The organism is Falcatimonas sp. MSJ-15 (assembly GCF_018918265.1).
GTDB lineage: Bacteria > Bacillota > Clostridia > Lachnospirales > Lachnospiraceae > Falcatimonas.
In genome coordinates, this window is sequence record NZ_JAHLQC010000005.1 from 12596 (window position 1) to 35640 (window position 23045).

At 34.2% G+C, this 23045-nt stretch carries 18 protein-coding genes; all 18 read left to right on the top strand.

The window, feature by feature from the left end; all coding sequences use genetic code 11:
• Nucleotides 1-63 precede the first annotated feature (63 nt).
• The 18 genes from KQI85_RS04845 to KQI85_RS04930 all read left to right on the top strand — a co-directional run bounded on the left by KQI85_RS04845 (nucleotide 64) and on the right by KQI85_RS04930 (nucleotide 22780).
• Nucleotides 64-2364 carry a hypothetical protein gene (locus KQI85_RS04845; protein WP_216574972.1) on the top strand — a complete coding sequence of 767 codons (2301 nt, stop codon included), beginning with the start codon at nucleotides 64-66 and terminating at the stop codon, nucleotides 2362-2364.
• Between the two features lie 302 nt (nucleotides 2365-2666).
• Nucleotides 2667-4262: an AAA family ATPase gene (locus tag KQI85_RS04850; RefSeq protein WP_216574973.1), complete on the top strand. Its 1596-nt coding sequence runs from the start codon at nucleotides 2667-2669 to the stop codon at nucleotides 4260-4262.
• Between the two features lie 15 nt (nucleotides 4263-4277).
• Nucleotides 4278-4835 carry a prolyl-tRNA synthetase associated domain-containing protein gene (locus KQI85_RS04855; RefSeq protein ID WP_371820551.1) on the top strand — a complete coding sequence of 186 codons (558 nt, stop codon included), beginning with the start codon at nucleotides 4278-4280 and terminating at the stop codon, nucleotides 4833-4835.
• Between the two features lie 24 nt (nucleotides 4836-4859).
• Entirely contained in the window at nucleotides 4860-5291 is a 432-nt protein-coding gene (locus KQI85_RS04860; protein WP_216574974.1) for an N-acetyltransferase, read from the top strand.
• Nucleotides 5292-5346: 55 nt separating this feature from the next.
• Entirely contained in the window at nucleotides 5347-5856 is a 510-nt protein-coding gene (locus KQI85_RS04865) for a GNAT family N-acetyltransferase (RefSeq protein WP_216574975.1), read from the top strand.
• A gap of 187 nt (nucleotides 5857-6043) precedes the next feature.
• On the top strand, nucleotides 6044-6916 hold the full coding sequence (locus tag KQI85_RS04870) for a hypothetical protein (protein WP_216574976.1): 873 nt from the start codon (nucleotides 6044-6046) through the stop codon (nucleotides 6914-6916).
• Nucleotides 6917-7122: 206 nt separating this feature from the next.
• On the top strand, nucleotides 7123-8046 hold the full coding sequence (locus KQI85_RS04875) for a beta-ketoacyl-ACP synthase III (RefSeq protein ID WP_216574977.1): 924 nt from the start codon (nucleotides 7123-7125) through the stop codon (nucleotides 8044-8046).
• A 91-nt stretch (nucleotides 8047-8137) separates the two neighbouring features.
• Nucleotides 8138-8368, top strand: coding sequence for an acyl carrier protein (gene acpP, locus KQI85_RS04880; protein WP_216574978.1), 231 nt, complete (start codon nucleotides 8138-8140; stop codon nucleotides 8366-8368).
• A 57-nt stretch (nucleotides 8369-8425) separates the two neighbouring features.
• Nucleotides 8426-9373, top strand: a complete 948-nt coding sequence (gene fabK / locus KQI85_RS04885; RefSeq protein ID WP_216574979.1) for an enoyl-[acyl-carrier-protein] reductase FabK — start codon at nucleotides 8426-8428, stop codon at nucleotides 9371-9373.
• Nucleotides 9358-10296, top strand: a complete 939-nt coding sequence (fabD, locus tag KQI85_RS04890) for an ACP S-malonyltransferase (RefSeq protein ID WP_216574980.1) — start codon at nucleotides 9358-9360, stop codon at nucleotides 10294-10296. Before fabK ends, fabD begins: the two co-directional genes overlap by 16 nt.
• A 1-nt stretch (nucleotide 10297) precedes the next feature.
• Nucleotides 10298-11044 carry a 3-oxoacyl-[acyl-carrier-protein] reductase gene (fabG, locus tag KQI85_RS04895; protein WP_216574981.1) on the top strand — a complete coding sequence of 249 codons (747 nt, stop codon included), beginning with the start codon at nucleotides 10298-10300 and terminating at the stop codon, nucleotides 11042-11044.
• Nucleotides 11041-12279 (top strand): beta-ketoacyl-ACP synthase II, encoded by a 1239-nt coding sequence (fabF, locus tag KQI85_RS04900; protein WP_216575124.1) that lies wholly within the window; start codon nucleotides 11041-11043, stop codon nucleotides 12277-12279. The genes fabG and fabF overlap by 4 nt, the downstream gene beginning before the upstream one ends.
• Nucleotides 12280-12302: 23 nt before the next feature.
• Nucleotides 12303-12812 carry an acetyl-CoA carboxylase biotin carboxyl carrier protein gene (accB, locus tag KQI85_RS04905; protein WP_216574982.1) on the top strand — a complete coding sequence of 170 codons (510 nt, stop codon included), beginning with the start codon at nucleotides 12303-12305 and terminating at the stop codon, nucleotides 12810-12812.
• Nucleotides 12813-12852: 40 nt separating this feature from the next.
• Nucleotides 12853-13275, top strand: a complete 423-nt coding sequence (gene fabZ, locus KQI85_RS04910) for a 3-hydroxyacyl-ACP dehydratase FabZ (RefSeq protein WP_216574983.1) — start codon at nucleotides 12853-12855, stop codon at nucleotides 13273-13275.
• A gap of 109 nt (nucleotides 13276-13384) precedes the next feature.
• Nucleotides 13385-14728: an acetyl-CoA carboxylase biotin carboxylase subunit gene (locus tag KQI85_RS04915; RefSeq protein ID WP_216574984.1), complete on the top strand. Its 1344-nt coding sequence runs from the start codon at nucleotides 13385-13387 to the stop codon at nucleotides 14726-14728.
• The gene (locus KQI85_RS04920; protein ID WP_216574985.1) at nucleotides 14718-16481 is read left to right on the top strand and encodes an acetyl-CoA carboxylase carboxyltransferase subunit alpha; all 1764 of its coding nucleotides are present in this window, start codon (nucleotides 14718-14720) and stop codon (nucleotides 16479-16481) included. Before KQI85_RS04915 ends, KQI85_RS04920 begins: the two co-directional genes overlap by 11 nt.
• A 337-nt stretch (nucleotides 16482-16818) precedes the next feature.
• Nucleotides 16819-19341 (top strand): RND family transporter, encoded by a 2523-nt coding sequence (locus tag KQI85_RS04925; protein ID WP_371820555.1) that lies wholly within the window; start codon nucleotides 16819-16821, stop codon nucleotides 19339-19341.
• On the top strand, nucleotides 19325-22780 hold the full coding sequence (locus tag KQI85_RS04930) for a GLUG motif-containing protein (protein ID WP_216574987.1): 3456 nt from the start codon (nucleotides 19325-19327) through the stop codon (nucleotides 22778-22780). Before KQI85_RS04925 ends, KQI85_RS04930 begins: the two co-directional genes overlap by 17 nt.
• The last annotated feature ends 265 nt before the right edge of the window (nucleotides 22781-23045 follow it).

The window sequence follows — 23045 nt, forward strand, 5'->3', positions numbered from 1 at the left end:
TATGCTAAAAATATTAAATGAATAAAGTAGAAGTAAAAATCAAAGAAAGAATAGGAAAGAAATATGCAAAAGAGAAAAATTACCAAAGCGGTGGCTGTTACACTGACAACAGCAATGTTAGTTCAGCCATTAGAACAGACTACATTCGCAGCAGAGGCAATCACAACAACTACGAACGTAATTACACAGTATAGTGTAGACACACAGTTAGAACTTCAGGATGGAATAGGAATAATTCCGGAAGGAGCAGATGAGTCATTAGTTAAAGAGATACTTGGCAAGGCGTTAATCAAGAACGCAGATGAAGTAGATCTTCAGAGCATTGAATGGGAATATTCATGTGAAGGAACAGGTAAACTTGGAGCACTCACAACTAATACAGCATGGGGAAGTATTAATGGCTTTACATCTGAGAAGAAGATTGGTTTTTCAAAAGTAACATTTACACACAAGGCACTTAGCGATAATTCAGATGGAACATACAGTGTTCGTATCGCAGGAACAACAACAGAAGTAAAATTTGAAAAAGCAGCGAAATTACAAACATCAATCATATTAAAGGACAATGTATCAGTAGCACTTACATATAATGAAGACTTAAGTGTAGATTATGACAGACTTCTTGAAGAGATCTTTGAGAATACAGTAGATACAGATAATACTATACCAGAAGGACTTACACTTTCAGACATAACAATAGAATATTATGCAACAGCCAAGACAGGTGCAGTAGGTAACCTTGGACGTGCATGGGTACCAGTAGAAGGTGGTAAAGTTAATGGACTTGAATATCCAGGACTTCCAGAAGGCGAGCAGAGAATTCGTATAACTTATGCTGGTAATGAAGAATATTTTAAAGCACAGGCAGAGACAACATTAACAGTAAAAGGACGTGAAGAATCATCTTTTAATGTAGCAGAAGCACCATATAAAGTAGATTTCAAATTCAGTGATGCAACTAATTATGATTATGATGCAACTGCAAGAGTAATCTATGATGCAGTAATTGAATCAGTAACACCTGAGACAGTTAATTATGAAGATGTTGTTATAAAATATAATGCCGGAACAGATATAATCAAGAATTGGCAGCCACTTAATACAACAGATTGGACAAGTACATTCACTAAGTTTGGACCAGGTAATTGGACAATTCAGATATCATGGGCAGGAAACAGAGAATACAAAGGAACATCAGTAGAAGTTAATGTTGAGCTTAATGATAATCGTCTTAACAGTGCAGTTTTATGTAAAGAGAATGTTACATTTACTTACAATATGGATGCAGATGTTGTAAAACAGCAGATATTTGATAATGTAATTGATTGGGAGAATAGTACACTTCCAGATAAAGATACACTTACAATAGATGATTTTACAATGGAATATTATGGTGAGAATACAGTAGGCGGAATCTCTGGTGGAGTTAAACAGTGGGCACCAATTGAAGGTGGAACGGTTAACTTTCTTACATACGAGAATCTTAGCGCAGGTGAGCAAAAAATTCGTCTTACATATAAAGGTAATGCACAGTATCGTGCAAGTCAGGCTACAGAGGCAGCAGTAACAGTAGCAAAAGCTAAGGTAAAAGTAAAAGTAAATAGTAAGACTTTATATGCAGATGAGACAGTTACAGATATGGTGACAACTAATCCGGCAGATAGATTTGACATCTATACAGTATATACAGGAGTATCAAGTAATGTTAATCTTGGAGTATATCTTGAACTTCCAGAGAAATATACAAGTACAGCTGTATTAAAGTTATTAGATCCAGTGATGGAGAAGATATATGGCAAGACATTTTCACAGATGATGCAGGATGGAGTTACAGTTGGAGAATTAAGAGAGATCTTTAATACACAGGAACTTTTAGATATTCTTGACAAACTTAATATTGACACAGGTATACTAGGACAGATTATGACAATAATCAATAAGATGCCATCAGTTGCAGATGGAATAAGAGTAGGATTTGGCACACCAAATAGAGCAGGGGTATATAATGTAACAACTATTACAGACAGCAAGAACTATAATACAGGACTTGGAGTCGGAATATTAAGGTTAAAGATGCGTACTAAAGGTGTAAAATTAAACTGGAATGAGCAGATTCAGGGTAAGATGACAGAGTCTGAGGCATTAGAATTTGATTTTGGAGCAACAGTATCATACGAAGGTAATACAGATATTGTTCAGGATAATGTAAGATATCTTTACAGTGGATTTACAAGTAAAGGTAAGATATATTCAAGTACAACAACAGCTCCAACACAGGCAGGACGTTATGTGGTTACAGTAGTAACAGTGGGCGGTAATTATCAGGCAGCCCCAATAACAAGAACATTTCAGATTACAAAATAGAATATGAATAAAAAGCGGAAGTGAGAACTAATCACTTCCCTTTTTTATATATAATTGTTTATATCTAATTTTTATGTCTAAATTTTTTGTATCTAAATTTTTACATCTAAATTCTTATATCTAAATAGAAAAAATACAATATATAATAGCCACATATATAATTAGAAATCTTAGATTGAAAGCTAAAAAACTAATTTAGTTAATATATGTTTTTGTGAGTTAACTAGACAAACATTAAAAATAAAGTTAAAATATAAAAAGATAAAAGAGAAAAAATCTAGGAAGATGGGGAGTGATATAGAATGGGAATGTTTGTTAATTCAGGAAACGAAGCATGGAAAGTTGCACTTAATTCTGAGATATATGTTGATAAGACAGGTTTATTAGATTATACCAACAAAGTAATGGATACACTGCAGGGATATATATGTAATAGCAGACCAAGAAGGTTTGGCAAATCCATTACAGCCAATATGCTTACAGCTTATTATAGCAGAGGATGCGATTCTAAGAAACTGTTTGAAAATCTGCAGATATCAAAAAGTGAGGATTTTGAAAAACATATTAACAAATATGATGTTATACATTTTGATGTCCAATGGTGTATGGAACCGGCGGGAGGAGCAGAGAATGTTGTGTCATATATTGTAGAGAAGGTGCTAAAAGAATTAAAAGACATATATTCAGAAGAATTGCCAAAGCAGATACAATCATTACCCGAGGCACTAGCATGTATTAATGATAAGACAGGAAGAAAATTCATAATAATCATTGATGAGTGGGATGTACTTATTCGTGATGAATCAGGTAATGAAAGAATACAGGAGGCGTATATTAATTTTCTTAGAGGAATGTTTAAAGGAACAGAACCGACTAAATATATAAAATTGGCATATTTAACGGGAATTTTACCAATAAAAAAATTAAAAACACAGTCAGCACTAAATAATTTTTCACAATTTTCAATGCTTAATGCAGGAGCGATATCGCCATATGTAGGTTTTACGGAAGACGAAGTAAAAAAATTATGTGAGAAGTATAATCAGGACTTTGAAAAAGCCAAAATATGGTATGATGGTTATCAATTAGCAGGATATCATTTATATAATCCAAATGCAATAGTAGGTCTAATGCTTTCTGGAGAATACCAAAGTTATTGGTCTGTTACCGGTTCGTATGAGACAATAGTTCCACTTATAAATATGGACTTTGATGGATTGAGAGCAGATATAATTGAGATGCTATCAGGTAATTCAGTGGAAGTAGATGTAACATCATTTCAAAATGATACAGTCAATTTTTTGGATAAGAATGATGTACTTACATATCTTATACATCTTGGCTATCTTGCTTATGATGCTAAGATGAAGGAAGCTTTTATACCTAATGAAGAGATACGAGAAGAATTTACAAGAGCCACAAAACGAAGAAAATGGACTGAGATGATAGAATTCTGGCAAAAATCTCAAAATTTATTAGATGCAACACTTGATATGGATTCTGATATGGTAGCAGAATATATAGAAGAGATACACATGGATTACGCTTCTGCAATTCATTACAATAGTGAAAACTCATTAAGTGGCATATTATCAATAGGATATCTAAGTGCTATGCAATATTATTTTAAACCTGTAAGAGAATTACCTTCGGGAAGAGGTTTTGCAGATTTTGTATTTCTTCCAAAACCGGAATATATAGAAGATTATCCTGCACTTATAGTAGAATTAAAATGGAATAAAGATGCCAAAACAGCTATAATGCAGATAAAAGATAATAAATATCCAAATTCAATAAGCAGATATACAGGAAAAATTTTACTTGTAGGAATAAATTATGATAAAAAAACAAAAAAACATCAATGTATAATAGAAAAAATACAAAAAGCTGATATATGAAAGAAGAGGACAAAAATGGAATTGAAACTTGAAAAAGGAAGACCACTTAACGTGGACACAAGACTTGATAAGGAAAAAAGATGCTATGAATTATTAGACAGTTTAAACCTCGAGTATTATAGATGTGATCATCCGGATGCTAATGCCAATACAATGGAAGACTGCCTTCGGATTGATGCAATATTAGAAGCTGTAGTATGTAAAAATCTATTCTTATGTAACAGACAACATACACAATTCTATCTGTTAATGATGCCTGGAGATAAGATATTTAAGACAAAAGAACTTACAGGTCAGCTTGGTTGTTCAAGATTAAGCTTTGCAGAACCCCAATATATGTTACAGTATCTTGATATTACACCTGGTTCAGTAAGCATACTTGGTCTTATGAATGATAAAGATAATGCAGTGAGGCTTATAGTAGATGAAGATGTATTAAAAGGTGAATATGTAGGATGCCATCCATGCATTAATACTTCAAGTCTTAAGATACGTACAAAAGATATGTTTGGTTCACTGCTTAAGGCAATGCACCACGATATGACAGTCGTAAAATTAGTTGGAGAAGAATAAAAAAATAGAACTGGAGATATTAAGATGGTACGATTAGAAGAGATAACACCGGATAATTGGCGAATAGAATTAAAAGTAGCTGAAGAACAGCAGGATTATGTGTCAAGTCAGGCAGGATTATTAGCAAGAGCATATGCTTACCGTAATGAAAATAGTTATGCTTGTATAATCTATGATGACAATATACCATTAGGAATGGCACTGTACTATGATTGTGAAGAACTTAATGCTTATGATTTTAGTCAATTGTTTATAGATAAAAGATATCAACAAAAGGGATATGGAAAAAAAGCAGTGAAGCTTATTTTAGAAAAAATGAAAGAAGAAGGAAGATATTCAGAAGTTGTATTATGTTATATTGAAGGAAATATAGCTGCTAAACGATTGTATGAGAATCTGGGATTTATAATTGTAGAAACAGATGAAGATGAGATTATTATGAGAAAAAAATTATAAAAATATCCTATATAAAAAATGAAAAATTTATATAAAAATAAGATTGGAGATTAATATGACACATAAAGACAATATAATTATCAGAAAAGCAATGCCAGAAGATATAGATACAATAAAAAAGATGATAATGGGACTTGCAGAGTATGAAAAAAGACCACAGGATATGACAGCAACTATCGAAGAACTAAGATATCAGTTATTTGAGAGAAATATAGCAACTGTACTTTTAATGGAGAGGGATGAAGAGGTAATAGGATATGCAATATATTATCCGATATTCGCATCATTTGCAGCAAGAGCAAAAGTACATCTTGAAGATTTTTATATAAAAGAACAATTTAGAGGTAATGGACTAGGCAGACGTTTTTTTGCAAAGATATCAGAGATAATAATATCAGAAGGATATACAGGAATGGAATGGAGCTGTCTTGATTGGAACATGCCATCAATTGGATTTTATAACAAGATAGGAGCTAAGAGAGAGACAGGAAGAGAATACTTTGAATATGATGAAGCAGCATTAAAAAATATAGCAGATACGATAAAAGATAGTAAAATGCTATAATTAATCTACTATCTTAAAAATAGTAAAACACAATCATCAAACCATCATCTTATAATACCGATAATATACATAGACTGAAACTGAAAAGACTGTTGCCTGTAATAATGTAAAAATGCACAGTTGATAACTATGACTAATATAAGATTTGCAATTATCAAATGAAAGTTAGAAGAGAAAGGTGAAGACTATGGTAAAGCGATTGACTGCTATTATAGTATACATAATATCGGTAATAATACTGCCTGCTATAATGATAGTTATAATAGCAGACAGTAATATGATAATGGTGTCAGCTAAAAATGATAGAACACAGAATAATAAAGCAGCAGATACTAATGTGGAAGAGACACATATTCATGTAATAATTAAGAAGATTCCAGCAAACGAGCCAACAGCTTATAGATGTGGCAATATAGAATATTATATCTGTGCATGTGGCTCAATATTCATAGACGAGGATGCTAATAAGAGAGCAGCACTTTCAAGTGTACTTATACCGGCATATAATAGTAACAATTATTCAGAAGATACTCATAATAATATAGAGTATAAAAGGGCAGAAGAAAAAGAGAATAGTACTCAAAATGTAAAAGATATAAAAGAAAACGTAGAGATAATTACATCAGAATCAAATAGTGATATAAGCAATGCAGAATTAAACAAGGATAATAATAGCACTGATAATAGTAGAGAGAATATTAATAATAGTAATATTGCTTCAAACACTCAATCTAATAATGAGAAAGATACAGATGGAACTGATAATGTATATAATAATAAAGTATATGACATCGAAAGCACTCAGACAGTAGATTATAAGACACAGACTTCAACAATAGAAGATACCAGGGAAGATGTGCAAGCTGAAATATACAGTATAGAGTCTTGTGAGAATACAACAACTAATATAGAGCAAAGTGATATGAATGTTCATATAGCACCTCAGACGTATGATAGTAGAAGAACAGAAACTGTACAAGCTGTGATAATCGTGATAATAAGCCTTGGGGCTATGGTAATGAGTACTATATATAGGAATAAGCATCAAAAAATACATTGATAGTTAATAATTTGCAATATAATCAAATCATCAAGTTTTTTTAATCAAAAAATAGTTTGAATATCAAAATACTCTTGACAATCCATGAAAAACATATTATAACTGAATATAGTTTGAATATCAAAATATATGATATTCAAACTATACAATTAAAGAGAGCATATCAGTTGCAAAGAGATTAGGCTGATAATGCGAGAAGGAGCGAGATGGGAGTCAGAATTATAGGAACAGGAGCATTTATTCCACCTAAGACTGTAACGAATGATGACCTGGCAAAGACTGTTGATACAAGTGATGAATGGATAAGCAGCAGAACGGGAATACATAACAGACATATCGCAGATAATATGACTACTTCTTATATGGCATCAAAAGCAGGTAAGATGGCAGTTGCAGATTGCGGAATAGATGTACTTGATATTGATATGATAATTGTCGCAACATCAAGTCCCGATTATCCATTTCCAAGCACAGCAGCATTAGTGCAAAGAGAGATCGGTGCATTAAGAGCAGCATGTTTTGATATAAGCGTTGCATGTACAGGATTTATATATGCATATAGTATAGCTGATGCTTATATTAGAGCAGGTATATATAAGAATGTTCTTATAATAGGTGCAGAAGTCATGTCACAGCATCTTGACTGGAGCGATAGAAGTGTATGTGTCCTATTTGGCGATGGTGCCGGTGCTGCAGTTATAAGCAGCGATAAGTCAGATACAGTTGGAACAGTCACGATTCACAGTGACGGAAGTCAGGCGGATGTATTAAGATGCAACAAAGATAATATAGTAATGGATGGAAGAGAAGTCTTTACATTTGCTGTAAGGACAGTGCCACAGGTGATAATGGAAGTGTTACAAAACACAGGCACAGACATTAATGATGTTACAATGTTTATCTTGCATCAGGCAAACAGAAGAATAATAGAAGCAATAGCTAAGAAACTTAAAGTTGATATCACAAGATTTCCTATGAACCTGTCGGAATATGGTAATACATCAGCAGCAAGTATTCCAATACTTTTAGACGAACTTAAGAAGAATGGAAGAATTAAAGCCGGTGATAAGACTATAATATCCGGATTCGGAGCAGGATTAAGTTGGGGAGCAATATTAGTAGAATGGTAGCTTGCAATATAGCAGGATGTCTGATAATTAGCTTGTGAATATGAGCTTAGTAATTACAAATAGTAGAATAAGATTAAAAGGAGAATTAATTATGTTAGAAAGAATGAAAGAGATTATTGCAGAACAGTTAAACGTAGATACAGCGGAGATTAGACCAGAATCTGATTTTAAGAATGACCTTGGTGCAGACTCATTAGATCTATTCCAGTTTGTTATGGCACTTGAAGAAGAATATTCAATTGAGATTCCATCAGAAGACCTTGAGAAGATTGCAACTGTTCAGGATGTATGCGATTATCTTGCAGCTAAAGGAATTGAATAAGACTAGAATATGACAATTATTAATTAGACGAATAAATGAGGAAGGCAGGATAGTATAGTGAGATCAAGAATATGTGAATTGTTAAATATAGAATATCCGGTCATTCAAGGGGGAATGGCATGGGTAGCTAATGCTAATCTGTCAGCCAATGTATCAGAAGCAGGTGGTATCGGTTTCATCGGTGCTGCCAATGCTCCTGCTGAGTGGGTAAGGGAACAGATACATATAGCAAGACAGATAACAGACAAGCCAATAGGAGTTAATATCATGCTTCTAAGCGATTATGCAGATGATATAGCTAAAGTGGTTATAGAAGAAAAAGTTGATGCTGTTACAACTGGTGCAGGTAATCCTGCAAAATATATGAAAGCATGGAAAGAAGCAGGAATTAAAGTTATTCCTGTTGTAGCGTCTGTTGCACTTGCGAAGATAATGGAGAGAGCTGGTGCAGATGCTGTTGTAGCAGAAGGAATGGAATCAGGTGGTCATATAGGCGAGCTTACAACAATGGCACTTGTTCCACAGGTTGTAAGTGCAGTTAATATTCCTGTTATAGCAGCAGGCGGAATTGCAGATGGCAGAGGAATGGCAGCAGCTTTTATGCTTGGAGCAGAAGGTGTTCAGATGGGAACAGCATTCATAGTAGCAAAAGAGTCAACTGTAAGTAGAGAGTATAAGGAGAGAGTTATAAAAGCTAAAGACATAGACTCAACTATAACAGGCAGCAGCCTTGGTCATCCAATCCGTTCACTTAGAAATACAATGACAAGAGAATATCAGCGTCTTGAAAAAGAGGGAGTAGAATTCGAGACATTAGAGAGGATGACTCTTGGATCATTAAGAAGAGCAGTTGTTGAGGGAGATGTTAAGAACGGAACAGTTATGGCAGGTCAGATATCAGGACTTGTTAATGAAGAACGAACATGCAAAGAGATAATAACAGAGGTTGTAAGTGAAGCAGAAGACGTGATAAGAAAGAGGGCAGAGGAATGGCTAAGACGGTAATAATGTTTCCGGGACAGGGAGCACAATATACAGGAATGGGAAAAACATTCTATGATAGTTATGCATGCAGTAAAGAATGTTTTGACATAGCGACAGATGTAACGGGCATTGATATGACAAAACTTATATTTGAAGAAAATGACCTTCTTAACAAAACAGAATATACACAGATTGCACTATATACAACAGAAGTAGCAATTCTTAGAGCACTCAAAGAGAATGGAATTATATCAGATGTCAATATAGGTCTGTCACTTGGAGAATACAGTGCCATTACAGCATCAGGAGCAATCCTGTATGAAGATGGATGTAAGATAGTAAGAAAACGTGGAATATATATGGAGAACGAAGTACCACATGGACTTGGTTCAATGGCAGCAGTAATAGGAATGAAACCTGAGGAACTTATAAAATGTATTAATGATGGTGGTTTTGATAAAGTTACAGCAGCTAATTATAATTGCCCTGGACAGATAGTAATATCAGGAGAGAAGGAACAGTTATTAAAGTGCATGGAAGCATTAAAAGCAGCCGGAGCAAGAAGAGTTATAGAACTTAATGTAAGCGGACCTTTTCATTCAGTAATGTTAAAAGGTGCAGGTGACAAACTTGAGAGAGAACTTGAAAGTATAGAATTACATGAGATAACAACACCATATATTGCTAATTATAATGCAGAATATATATATGATACAAAAAATATAAAAGAACTTTTGGCAAAACAGGTATATTCATCAGTAAGATTTGAACAGTCAGTAAGAAGACTTATTACAGATGGAGTTACAGAATATATAGAAGCAGGACCAGGTAAGATTTTGACTGGATTTGTTAAAAAAATAGCAAAAGATATGGGAGCAGATAATATACATACTTTTAATATAGAGAATGTGGAAGATGTGGAAAAAATAAGAGAGGGAAGATAACATGGTGGATTTATCAGGTAAAGTTGCTCTTATAACAGGTGCAGGCAGAGGAATTGGAGCAGCAGTAGCAAAAGAACTGGCAAAAAACGGAGCAACTGTAATAATTAATTATGGTGGTAATGAAGAAGCCGCAGCTAATACACTTAAGTCTATCAAAGATGCTTGTGGCAATGGGGAGATATATAAGTGTGATGTGGCAGATTTTAAAGCCGTAGAAGATATGATTAAGGATATTATTAATAGATATGGAAGAATAGATATTCTTGTTAATAATGCAGGAATTACAAGAGATGGACTTATTATGAGAATGTCAGAAGAAGATTTTGACAGTGTTATTAATGTGAATTTAAAAGGAACTTTTAATACAATAAGACATGTATCAAGACAGATGCTAAAGCAGAAGGAAGGACGAATTGTGAATATGTCTTCAGTTGTAGGAATTGCAGGTAATGCAGGACAGGTTAACTATGCAGCATCTAAGGCAGGAGTTATAGGAATTACTAAATCGGCAGCAAAAGAACTTGCATCAAAAGGAATTACAGTTAATGCAATAGCACCGGGGTATATAGATACAGATATGACAAAAGTTCTTAGTGATAATGTCAAAGAATCAGTTCTTGCAACAATTCCACTAAAAAGAATGGGAGATGTAGCTGACATAGCAAAGACAGTAGCATTTTTAGTATCAGATGAAGCATCATACATAACAGGACAGGTAATCTCGGTAGACGGAGGTATGAATATATAATGAGAAGAGTTGTAGTAACAGGCATGGGAGCGATAACTCCTATAGGACTTTCAGTTGATGAATTTTGGAACTCTGTAAAAAAGGGACAGGTTGGAATTGACAAAATAACACAGTTTGATGCAACTGAATTCAAGACACATCTTGCAGCAGAAGTAAAAGGATTTGACGCAAGAGAATATATGGATTTTAAATCAGCAAAGAGAATGGAGAGATTCAGTCAATTCGCAGTTGCAGCAGCAAAAGAAGCGATAGAAGATGCAGGACTTAATATATCACAAGAAGATCCATATATGATAGGAACATCGATAGGATCAGGTATTGGAAGCCTTGACATAATGGAAAAAGAACACAAAAAACTTCTTGAAAGAGGACCATCTAGAATCAATCCGCTTTTAGTACCACTTATGATAACTAATATGGCAGCAGGTAATGTTGCTATACAGTTTGGCTTAAAAGGAAAGAGTATCAATGTAGTAACAGCATGTGCTACAGGAACTAATAGTATTGGAGAAGCATATAGAAGTATACAGTGTGGTGAAGCAGATGTATTCCTTGCAGGAGGAACAGAAGGTAATATAACACCACTTGGAATTGGCGGATTTGATGCACTTACAGCATTATCTACAAGCGAAGATCCACTAAGAGCATCAATACCATTTGACAAAGACAGAAATGGATTTGTAATGGGTGAAGGAGCAGGAATTGTAGTTATTGAAGAATTAGAACATGCACTAAAAAGAGGTGCTAAGATATATGCAGAGATAAAAGGATATGGCTGTACAAGTGATGCATATCATATAACATCACCAGAAGAACATGGTGAAGGAGCAGCAAAAGCAATGGAAAAAGCAATGACAGAAGCAGGTGTTACACCGGCAGAAGTTGATTATATCAATGCACATGGAACAAGTACACATCATAATGACTTATTTGAGACAAGAGCTATAAAACTTGCATTTAAGGAAGAAGCAAAGAATGTGAAGATAAGTTCAACAAAATCTATGATAGGACATCTCTTAGGAGCAGCCGGAGCAGTAGAATTTATCACAATGGTAAAATCCATTACAGACGGATATATACATCCTAATGTAGGACTTAAAGAGACTGAAGAAGAGATGGATCTTGATTATGTAAAAGACTGTGGAATTAATATGGATGTTAATGTAGCGATGTCTAATTCACTTGGATTTGGCGGACACAACGCATGTATTCTTGCAGTAAAATATAACGGATAGATAGGTAAGAAAGGCTGATGGATATGGATTTAAATAATATTTTAAAACTAATAGATGCTGTATCAGAATCATCGCTTAGCAGTTTTTCACTTGATGATGGTAATATAAAGCTGAATTTTGAGACAGACAAAAAAATGGATATAAGCAGCAATCCAGAATTAATAAAAAGCCTGGAGAATAATCTGTATAATTACAATAATGTAAATTGTGATAATAATAAGCACAATATAAATAATAATGAGACAGCAGACAATGATACAACAGCTGATAATAGCAAGACAGAACCTGAGATAGTATCAGGCAAAGAGATAACATCTCCACTTGTTGGAACTTTTTATACAGCAGGATCACCAGAAGATGAACCAATGGTTAAAGTTGGTGATACAGTAAAAAAAGGACAGGTAATAGGCATTATTGAAGCTATGAAACTTATGAATGAGATAGAGAGCGAATATGATGGTGTAGTAAAGCAGATTCTTGTTAATAATGAAGACATGGTGGAATATGGACAGCCATTATTCATTATAGATTAAATAATTGGTATCTACTATATAGAAAGGATAAGGTTAAATTATGCTTACAACAAAGGAAATAATGGAGATAATTCCACACAGACATCCATTTCTCTTAGTGGATGTAATAGAAGAATTAGAACCGGGAGTCAGAGCAACAGGATATAAGTGCATTACATATGACGAACCATATTTTGCCGGACATTTTCCAAAAGAACCGGTTATGCCGGGGGTACTTCAGATAGAAGCATGTGCACAGGTTGGAGCAGTTGCGATGCTGTCATTAGAAGAAAATAAAGGCAAGACAGCATATTTTGGAGGAATTAATAAAGCGAAATTCAAGAGAAAAGTCGTACCGGGAGACAAACTTAAGATGAGTGTCAGTATAATAAGAAGCAAAGGACCGGTAGGCATAGGCAAAGCAGAAGCTTATGTAGATAATGAAAAAGTATTAGAAGCAGAACTTACATTTATGATTTCATAAAATATAAAAACGCAAAGTTTACTATATTTATGATTTCATAAAATATAAAAATGCAAAGTTTTGCAAATACTTAACAATTGATTAATAGGGAAGGAGTGGCAGATGGAGGATGATAAACAAATTATTGATAGCAAATAGAGGCGAGATTGCTGTTAGAATTATAAGAGCATGCAGAGAGATGGGAATAAAGACAGTAGCAGTATACTCACAAGCAGACGCAGACTCACTTCATACGCAGCTTGCTGATGAATCTATATGTATAGGCAAAGCTGCTGCCACAGACAGTTACCTTAATATGGAGAGAATATTAAGTGCAACGATAGCAAGTGGTGCAGATGCTATACATCCTGGATTTGGTTTTCTATCAGAGAACAGCAAATTCGTAGGTCTATGTGAGAAATGTAATATAACATTTGTCGGTCCATCATCAGATATAATTGCGAAGATGGGCAATAAATCAGAAGCCAGAAATACGATGAAGAAAGCCGGAATACCTATAATAGAAGGAACAGATGAACCACTGTTTGAAGCACACTTAGCCAAGAAGTTTGCAGATGATATAGGATATCCGGTTATGATAAAAGCCGCACTTGGTGGTGGCGGAAAAGGTATGAGGGTTGTATATAACGCTGAAGATTTTATAGCAAATTTTAATAGTGCCCAACAAGAGACTATTAAAGGTTTTGGCGACAATTCAATGTATATAGAGAAATATATAGAACATCCAAGACACGTTGAATTTCAGATACTTGCAGACAATTATGGTAACGTGATACATCTTGGTGAGAGAGATTGTTCGGTTCAAAGACGACACCAGAAGATGATAGAAGAATCACCATCAGATGCAATTGATGAAAAACTTCGTAAGAAGATGGGTGAGACAGCCATAAAGGCAGCCAAAGCTGTAGGATATACCAATGCCGGAACAGTAGAATTTCTTCTTGATAAAAATAATAACTTTTATTTTATTGAGATAAATACAAGAATACAGGTGGAACATGGTGTTACAGAATTAGTAACAGGGCTTGATCTTATAAAAGAACAGATTAAGATAGCATCAGGTGAGAAGCTTAATTATACACAATCAGATATAAAACTTAGAGGACATGCAATGGAAGTAAGAATTAATGCTGAGAATCCTGAGAGAAACTTTGCACCATGTCCGGGAACGATAAAGACACTTCACATACCGGGAGGTAATGGAGTAAGAATTGATACAGCAGTATATACAGGATATTCAATACCGCCATATTACGATTCTATGATATTAAAAGTAATGGCATACGATACTGACAGAGAACAAGTAATTAACAAATTGAAAAGTGTTCTTGGTGAGATAATAATAGAAGGTATTGATACCAATCTCGATTTCCAATATGACATTTTGAATAATAAGAATTTTGCAGGGGGTAAAATCACAACTGATTTTATAAAAGATAATTATGGCTATTAAATTAAAAGAATTATTTAAAAAAAATAACGAAATAGAAAATAATAATCAAAAAAATAATATTTATAAAACAGAAGACATTCCAAGTGTTCCAGACGGATTATATACAGCCTGTGAAAAATGCCATGAGATGATTCTGACAGAAGATCTGTATTCAGGAAATATGGTCTGCCCAAAGTGTGGTCACTATTTTAAACTTGGAGCATATCAGAGAATATCTATGATCGTAGATAATGGAACATTTGAAGAATGGGATAAGGGATTAATAGAGAACAATCCGTGTGAATATGACGGATATCTGAAAAAGATAGAAAAGCTAAAAGAAAATACAGGTATTGATGAAGCAATAGTTACAGGAGTTGCAAAAATAGATGATAAAGAAACTGTAATTGGTATATGTGATACAAGATTTCTTATGGGAAGTATGGGACATGTAGTAGGTGAAAAACTCACAAGAGCAGTTGAACGTGCGACAAGTATGAGGTTGCCTGTGATAATATTTACATGTTCTGGTGGTGCAAGAATGCAGGAAGGAATGGTATCATTAATGCAGATGGCTAAGACATCAGCGGCATTAAAGAGACATTCAGATGCAGGATTACTCTACATAACAGTACTCACAGATCCGACAACCGGTGGAGTTACAGCAAGTTTTGCAATGCTTGGTGATATAATTCTTGCAGAGCCAAAAGCACTTGTTGGATTTGCAGGTCCACGAGTAATAAAACAGACAATAGGTAAAGAACTGCCAGAGGGATTTCAAAGATCAGAATTTCTTCTTGAACATGGCTTTATTGATAATATAGTAAAGCGTGAAGAACTAAGGGATACACTAGCAAAACTGCTAAGACTACATACGTCTGCTAAGAGAGATTCTATGAGAAAGTATAAGGAATATCTAGATGATATCTATCATAAGAAGATAGATGAAGATAAAGAAGAAAGAGATATAGAAAAACAACGAAAAAGCAGCAAAGATACAGCATGGGATAGAGTTGAAATCGCAAGAAGCAGTGACAGACCGACAGCACTTGATTATATATATTCTCTTACAAAAGACTTCTACGAACTTCATGGAGACAGGCTATATAGTGATGACGGATCAATAGTCGGAGGAATAGCAATGTTTGGTGGCCAGCCGGTTACAGTAATAGGTCATCAAAAGGGAACAACAACCAAAGAGAATATAAAGCGTAACTTTGGTATGTCTAATCCTGAAGGATATCGCAAATCTCTAAGACTTATAAAACAGGCAGAAAAATTTAGGAGACCAATAATCTTCTTCGTTGATACACCGGGTGCATATCCTGGAATAGGTGCAGAAGAGAGAGGGCAAGGAAGAGCCATAGCTAATAATCTGTTTGAACTGTCTACTGTCAAGACACCACTTTTATCAATAATAACAGGTGAAGGAGGAAGTGGAGGAGCACTTGCACTTGCACTCACAGATGAAGTCTGGATGATGGAGAACTCAGTATACTCAGTACTCTCACCGGAAGGATTTGCTTCAATTCTATGGAAAGATAATACAAGAGCCCATGAAGCAGCAGAGAAGATGAAGATGACAGCAGCAGACCTTAAAGAACTTGGAATAATTGAACGAATAATTCCTGAATTTCCTGTGCTTAATGCTGATACAATGAATCACGTAATGATGTATATGAAGCGTAAGATAGCCGACTTTATGATACAATATCAGAGTAAGTCTGTAGAAGAACTGATAGACAATAGATACAACCGTTTTAGAAAATTTTAATAATTAGAAAAAGCTTATAATACTCATATTAGTAACGATATTAGTAATATAGGCTTTTTTTGTATATAAGCGTTTTGCAAAATATATATTAGTAAGATGACATGCAGGTGGCAGATGATAGAAATATTTGACGATTTGCGCAAAATGAATATATAAATTAAAACTGTAATGGAGTATAATACTGCCTGATCTACAACTGACTTCACTATAAGAATATATGCATATCATAATAATACAGAAGTAAAATAGCATATAAAGTATATAGAATGGGAGATAAAAGGCAGATAATAAGGGCATAATGTCGAAGTGTATTGTAGATAAGAATAAGATAAGGAAGGTGAAGAGATTGGCTAATAGTAATGAAAAGGAAAAAGACAATGGAAATTTTATGATTAAGGTTGCAACATTTATAGTAGATAGAAGAAATCTGTTTTTTCTTTTATTTGGTATAGCAATTATATTCTCTCTTGTATCAATGAACTGGGTATCAGTTGAAAATGCGATGTCGGCATATCTTCCGGATACCACAGAGACGAGTAAGGGACTTAATGTTATGGAAGATGAGTTCATAACATACGGAACAGCAGAATTATTAATTGCCAATATCTCGTATGAAGATGCGCTTAATATATCAGAAGAGTTAGAAAAACGTGATACAGTTTCGATGGTAACATTTGATAATTCCGCAGAACATTATAATAATTTTTCGGCACTTATTAATATAACATTTGCATATCCGGAAGATGATGAAAGAGCGCTTGATGCACTAGATGAAGTAAAAGAACAATATAAAGATTATGACATATATGTGTCAACTTCAATGGGTGATGCATCTGCCGAACAGATAGCGAGCGAGATGAGTGTAATAAGTGTACTTGTAGCAATAATAGTAGTATCAGTATTATTACTCACATCACAGACATGGGCAGAAGTACCAGTACTGTTGCTTACATTTATAGCAGCAGCACTTATAACTAAGGGAACTAACTTTATAATGGGTACAATATCATTTGTATCTAATTCAGTAACAATAGTATTACAGCTTGCATTATCAATTGACTATGCAGTAATATTCTGTAACAGATACAAAGAGGAACATCAGAATCTTCCGATAAGAGAAGCTGATATTGTAGCACTTAGTAAAGCGATACCTGAGATATCATCAAGTTCACTTACTACAATAGGTGGTCTTATAGCGATGATGTTCATGCAATTTGGAATAGGAAGTGATATGGCATTATGTCTTATAAGAGCGATATTACTAAGTCTGCTTGCAGTATTCTTGTTAATGCCGGGACTTATAATGCTATTTGGTAAAGCGATGGACAAGACATATCACAAGAGCTTCATTCCTAAGATACCATTTGTAGGAAAGTTTGCATACAAGACAAGATATGTCATGCCGGTATTATTCCTTGTACTTATAATAGGAGCATATTTTGTATCATCCAAATGTCCTTATGTATATGGTTATTCTCAGATAGAGACACCAATACAAAGTGATGCACAGGAAGTTGATGCAATGATAGAAGAAAGCTTTGGATCTTCTAATATGCTTGCACTTATAGTTCCATCAGGAAGTTATGATAATGAGAGAAAACTCTGTGCAGAACTTGAGAAATATGATGAAGTTGATTATACAATGGGAATAGTCAATACAGAAGCCATGGACGGATATATGCTTGCTGACAAACTTACAGCAAGACAATTCTCAGAACTTATGGAACTTGATTATGAAGTGGCAGAATTCTTATATATGGCTTATGCAGTTAATGATGAGAATTATGCGAAGATAGTTAATGGATTTGGAACTTATAGCGTTCCACTTATAGATATAATTAATTTCTTATATGAAGAAGTCGATGAAGGATATGTAACACTTGATGATGAACTTATGAATACACTTGAAGATGCACATTCTAAGATACAGATAGCTAAAGATCAGCTTGAAGGTGAAGACAATGACCGAATACTTGTATATCTTACACTTCCTGAAGAAGGCGATGAGACATTTGCATTTATAGATAAGATACATGACATAGCAAAAGGTTATTATGGTGAAGATGCGAATATTCTTACACCCGGAGAATCAACAAGCCAATATGATCTATATAAGACATTCCAGGTTGATAATACAGTTGTTAACGTAGTGTCAATACTTGCAGTACTTGTAGTTCTTCTATTTACATTCAAGTCAGCAGGTATGCCGGTACTTCTTATACTTGTAATTCAGGGTGCGATATGGATTAACTTTGCATTCCCTGCAATACAGCAGAAGAATCTGTTCTTTATGAGTTATCTTATCGTAAGTTCAATTCAGATGGGTGCTAATATCGACTATGCGATTGTAATATCAGGACGATATATGGAACTTAAAGATAAGATGTCAAAAGAAGATGCGATAATAGAGACTATGAACTTTGCATTCCCTACAATCGTAACATCAGGTTCAATGCTTGCATTAGCAGGAATCCTTATTGGACAGATGTCATCAGATGGTGCGATATGTGGTATCGGACAGTGCCTTGGACGAGGAACAATAATATCTATTATAATCGTTATGTTCTGCCTGCCACAGATACTCCTTCTTGGTGAAAAAATAATAGATAAGACATCATTTGCTGTATCAATTCCATTAAAGATGGAGAAGACAACAGGTCTTATAAGAGTCGATGGACGTATTCAGGGACAGGTTGATGGTATAATAGTTGGTGAAGTTCATGGATATATAAGAGGTAATGCTAATCTTCTTATTAATACAGGTAAGGCACAGGAACTTACAGATACCGGTGAGGAGCTTGCAAAACTGGTAGATAACAATATAGAAAGCGGGGAAGATGCAGATGAAGATGATGAATAAAAAAAGATACTTAAAAGCAGTATCGCTATTGCTTGCATTAATTCTTACAGTTAGCATATTTCCGGCAAAGAGAGTACATGCTGAAGATAATAATGTAATATATATTAATAGATATGAAGACCTGATAACACTTGCAGCTAACTGCCAGGATGATTCATGGTCAACAGGTAAGAGAATAATACTTAATAATGATATTGATATGTTAGGCAAAGAGCCGGTTATAATATCTGTTTTTAATGGAACATTTGAAGGCAATAATCATACAATATCCAATATAAGTTACATTGGAAGCGGATATGTTACAGGACTGTTTCGTTATGTTGAAAAAGATGGCATGATAAAAGAACTTAATATAAAAGGCATGATATCTTCAACAGGTGAAAAAGAATGTATCGGTGGAATTGTAGGAATTAACTATGGAACAATCAAGAATTGTACATTCAATGGAACTGTAAAAGGACAGAAGACTATTGGTGGAATTGCAGGAATTAATGAAGCTAATGGAACAATTAAGAATTGTAAAACAGAAGGTAAAATAGCAGGATATTATTACACAGGAGGAATATCTGGCAAGAACCATGGTTCAATATTAAATAGTGTTAATAAAAGTGGAATTAATAATGATACAAGCTGGGTTGAAGAAGATGATGAACAGAATTCAGACATAATCTCAACCATAACAGATGATTCAAAAGAAGTTAATATATACAGTGGTGTTGACACAGGCGGTATAACAGGCTACTCAGATGGCGTTATAACAAGATGTACTAACTACGGTGATATAGGATATGAGCATACAGGCTACAATATAGGCGGCATAGCCGGAAGACAGTCAGGACTTATGTCATTATGCGTTAATAATGGAATTATCAACGGAAGAAAAGACGTAGGTGGTGTTGTAGGACAGTTAGAACCATATATAGAAGTAGTACAAAGTGAGAGCCTAAAGACAGAAGTTAACAAACTGCATGATCTTGTAGATAAGACTATAAGAGACATTCAGAGCGGAACAGATGCATTATCAGGTGACGCACAGTCAATGCTTGATTATACAGATAAACTGATAGACACAACAGATCAGATAGCAGGTAAGATACAGAACTTTACAGACACCAATATGGAATCACTTAATCAGATAGCAGCAAGGCTTGATTATGTATCAGACAATATACCGGGAGTAATAGATAATGTTAATCTGTTTACAGATTCATTAACTACACTTAATAATGATCTGAAAGACCTTACAGATGCTATTAATGTTATTCAGAAACTTAAGGATAATCAGGCTGATTATGACAGATATAATGAACAAAAAAACAAACTTGATGAAGCAGTTAAGCATATTAATGATACAATAAGCAATTCAGATTCAGCCAAGAAGATAAAAGACATTATGACTAATCCTGATGGCAGTACTAAGAACTTTAGCGATCTGACAAAAGAGGAACGAGAAGAAGTAATGACAGAACTTCTTAATATGTTAGAACATGCATCAGATGTTGAAGATGATATTGATGATATCTTAAGTGCAGTTAATGCGATAGCAGATATTATAAGACCATACCTGTCAGATGCGTCATCTAATGCAGATGTTATTATAGAGCGAATGAAGAATGATGCAGATAAGAGTAATGGCTATCTTAAAGATATAACTAACGGAGTCAGAGATATAATTAACTATCTCAATGCACAGGAAGATATCAAGTTCAGTAAGATTGATGACAGTATAAGCAATGACAGAGCAAGTCTTAATAGTGAGCTAAAAGGAATAACATCAAGCCTTTCATCACTTCAAAATAATGCTAAGTCATATTCAGATGCAGTCAATAATGATCTGCTTGCAGTCAATGACCAGATAAATGTTATATTCAATATAATTATTGATAAAGTAGATACAATAGAGAACCTTACAGGAGACAATATATATACAGATGCATCAGAGACAGATATAGAGAATACTATTACAGGTAAGATAGATAGCTGTATTAATAAAGGCAATGTTGCAGGGGACATTAATGCCGGAGGAATAGCAGGAGCAATGGCAATAGATGATGAAGACCTTGAAGGCAATGCAGCAGGAAGCACAGATATATCAATCCGTAATACATACATAACTAAGTGTATTGTTAATAATAGTAAGAATAATGGATATGTGTCAGCTAAGAAAAATGGTGCCGGAGGAATAGTAGGATATGAGAAAGTAGGAATTGTTATTAATACTATCTCAAGAGGAAGTGTTGAGTGTACAGAAGGCGATTATGCCGGAGGAATAGTAGGTCAATCACTTACAGTTATTAAGAACAGTAATGCATTATGTCAGGTTACAGGTGGCAAATATGTAGGAGGAATAGCAGGATTTGCAACATCGCTTTCAGACTGCTATGCTATGACACAGGTAAGTGCAACCGGTGGAAGAAAAGGTTCTATAGCAGGACAGATAGATGCCTTTGAGAATTATGATGAGAATTCAGATGCAGTTGTAAGTAATAATTATTTTGTTACTAATGATGTAAAAGGAATTGATGGAATAAGTTATTCCGGTATGGCAAATGAGATTACATACAATGAGATTATGCAGATACCGGGACTTGCAGCAGATTTTGCACATCTTACAGTTACATATAGAGTGGATGACAATTTCCTTGGAACTGAAGAAGTTGCGTATGGAGCAGATCTTAAGGATCTTAATTACCCTGATATACCTGATAAGGAAGGATATTATGGTGAATGGCCAAACCTTACAGGTGAGACTATGAAAGGTAATATGGTAGTTCAGGGCGAATATAAAGACACTATGACCGTTGTTGAGAGTGATGAGAAAGTTGTAAATAATGCAAAAGAGACAAGCGTTGCATTAATAGAGGGTAAATTCACAGGTAATACAAGACTTCTTGCAAGCAAAGATAATACTATAAAAGCTCCGGATGGTGTATCTAAGTATAGTATATATAAGATAAGAGTCGAAGAAGGTAATCTTAGTGAAGACTCTGTGACACAGTTAAGAATTAAGAATGTATATAAGAATCAGAAGTTATATGTTCTTACAGATGGAGAATGGCAGGAATGTACAGTGAAGACAAGAGGAAGCTATATGCAGACCGAATTAAAAGGAAGTGAAGCTGTATATTGTATAGCTGGCGACAGCAATTATATTATATGGATTATAATAGCAATAATATGCGTAGCGGCAGTCATTATAATATTAAGAATAAAAAATAAGACTGATAAAAATAAAAAAATATACAAAGACAAAACTATATATACTCAAACAACTGATATTGAACAAGAAAAAGATAAACTTAAGAAAAACGAAGAAGCCAAGAAAAACGAAGAACTTAAGAAAAACGAAGAAGCTAAGAAAAGCGAAGAACCTAAGAAAAACGAAGAAGCGGAGAATAAGAGAAAGACAAAACAAAAGAAAAAAAGTAAAAAGAATTAATGCTGGCAGATATTAGTATTATAAAATAAAAAGAAAGAGCAGGAATCACTAAATGATATGATTAGAATTTGGTGTTACTGCTCTTTTAGTTTTAGGATGTTTGTAAAAGTAGAGAATTCCATTTTTGCTTATTGAGAAACATGAAAAATAAAAATGGAATAATGGATATATATAAAGAGAACAAAATAGTAAATCTAAGATTAATTGGGAATTAAATTATGTAGAATTAAAATAAATAAGAATTATTTATAATAAGAAAACGATA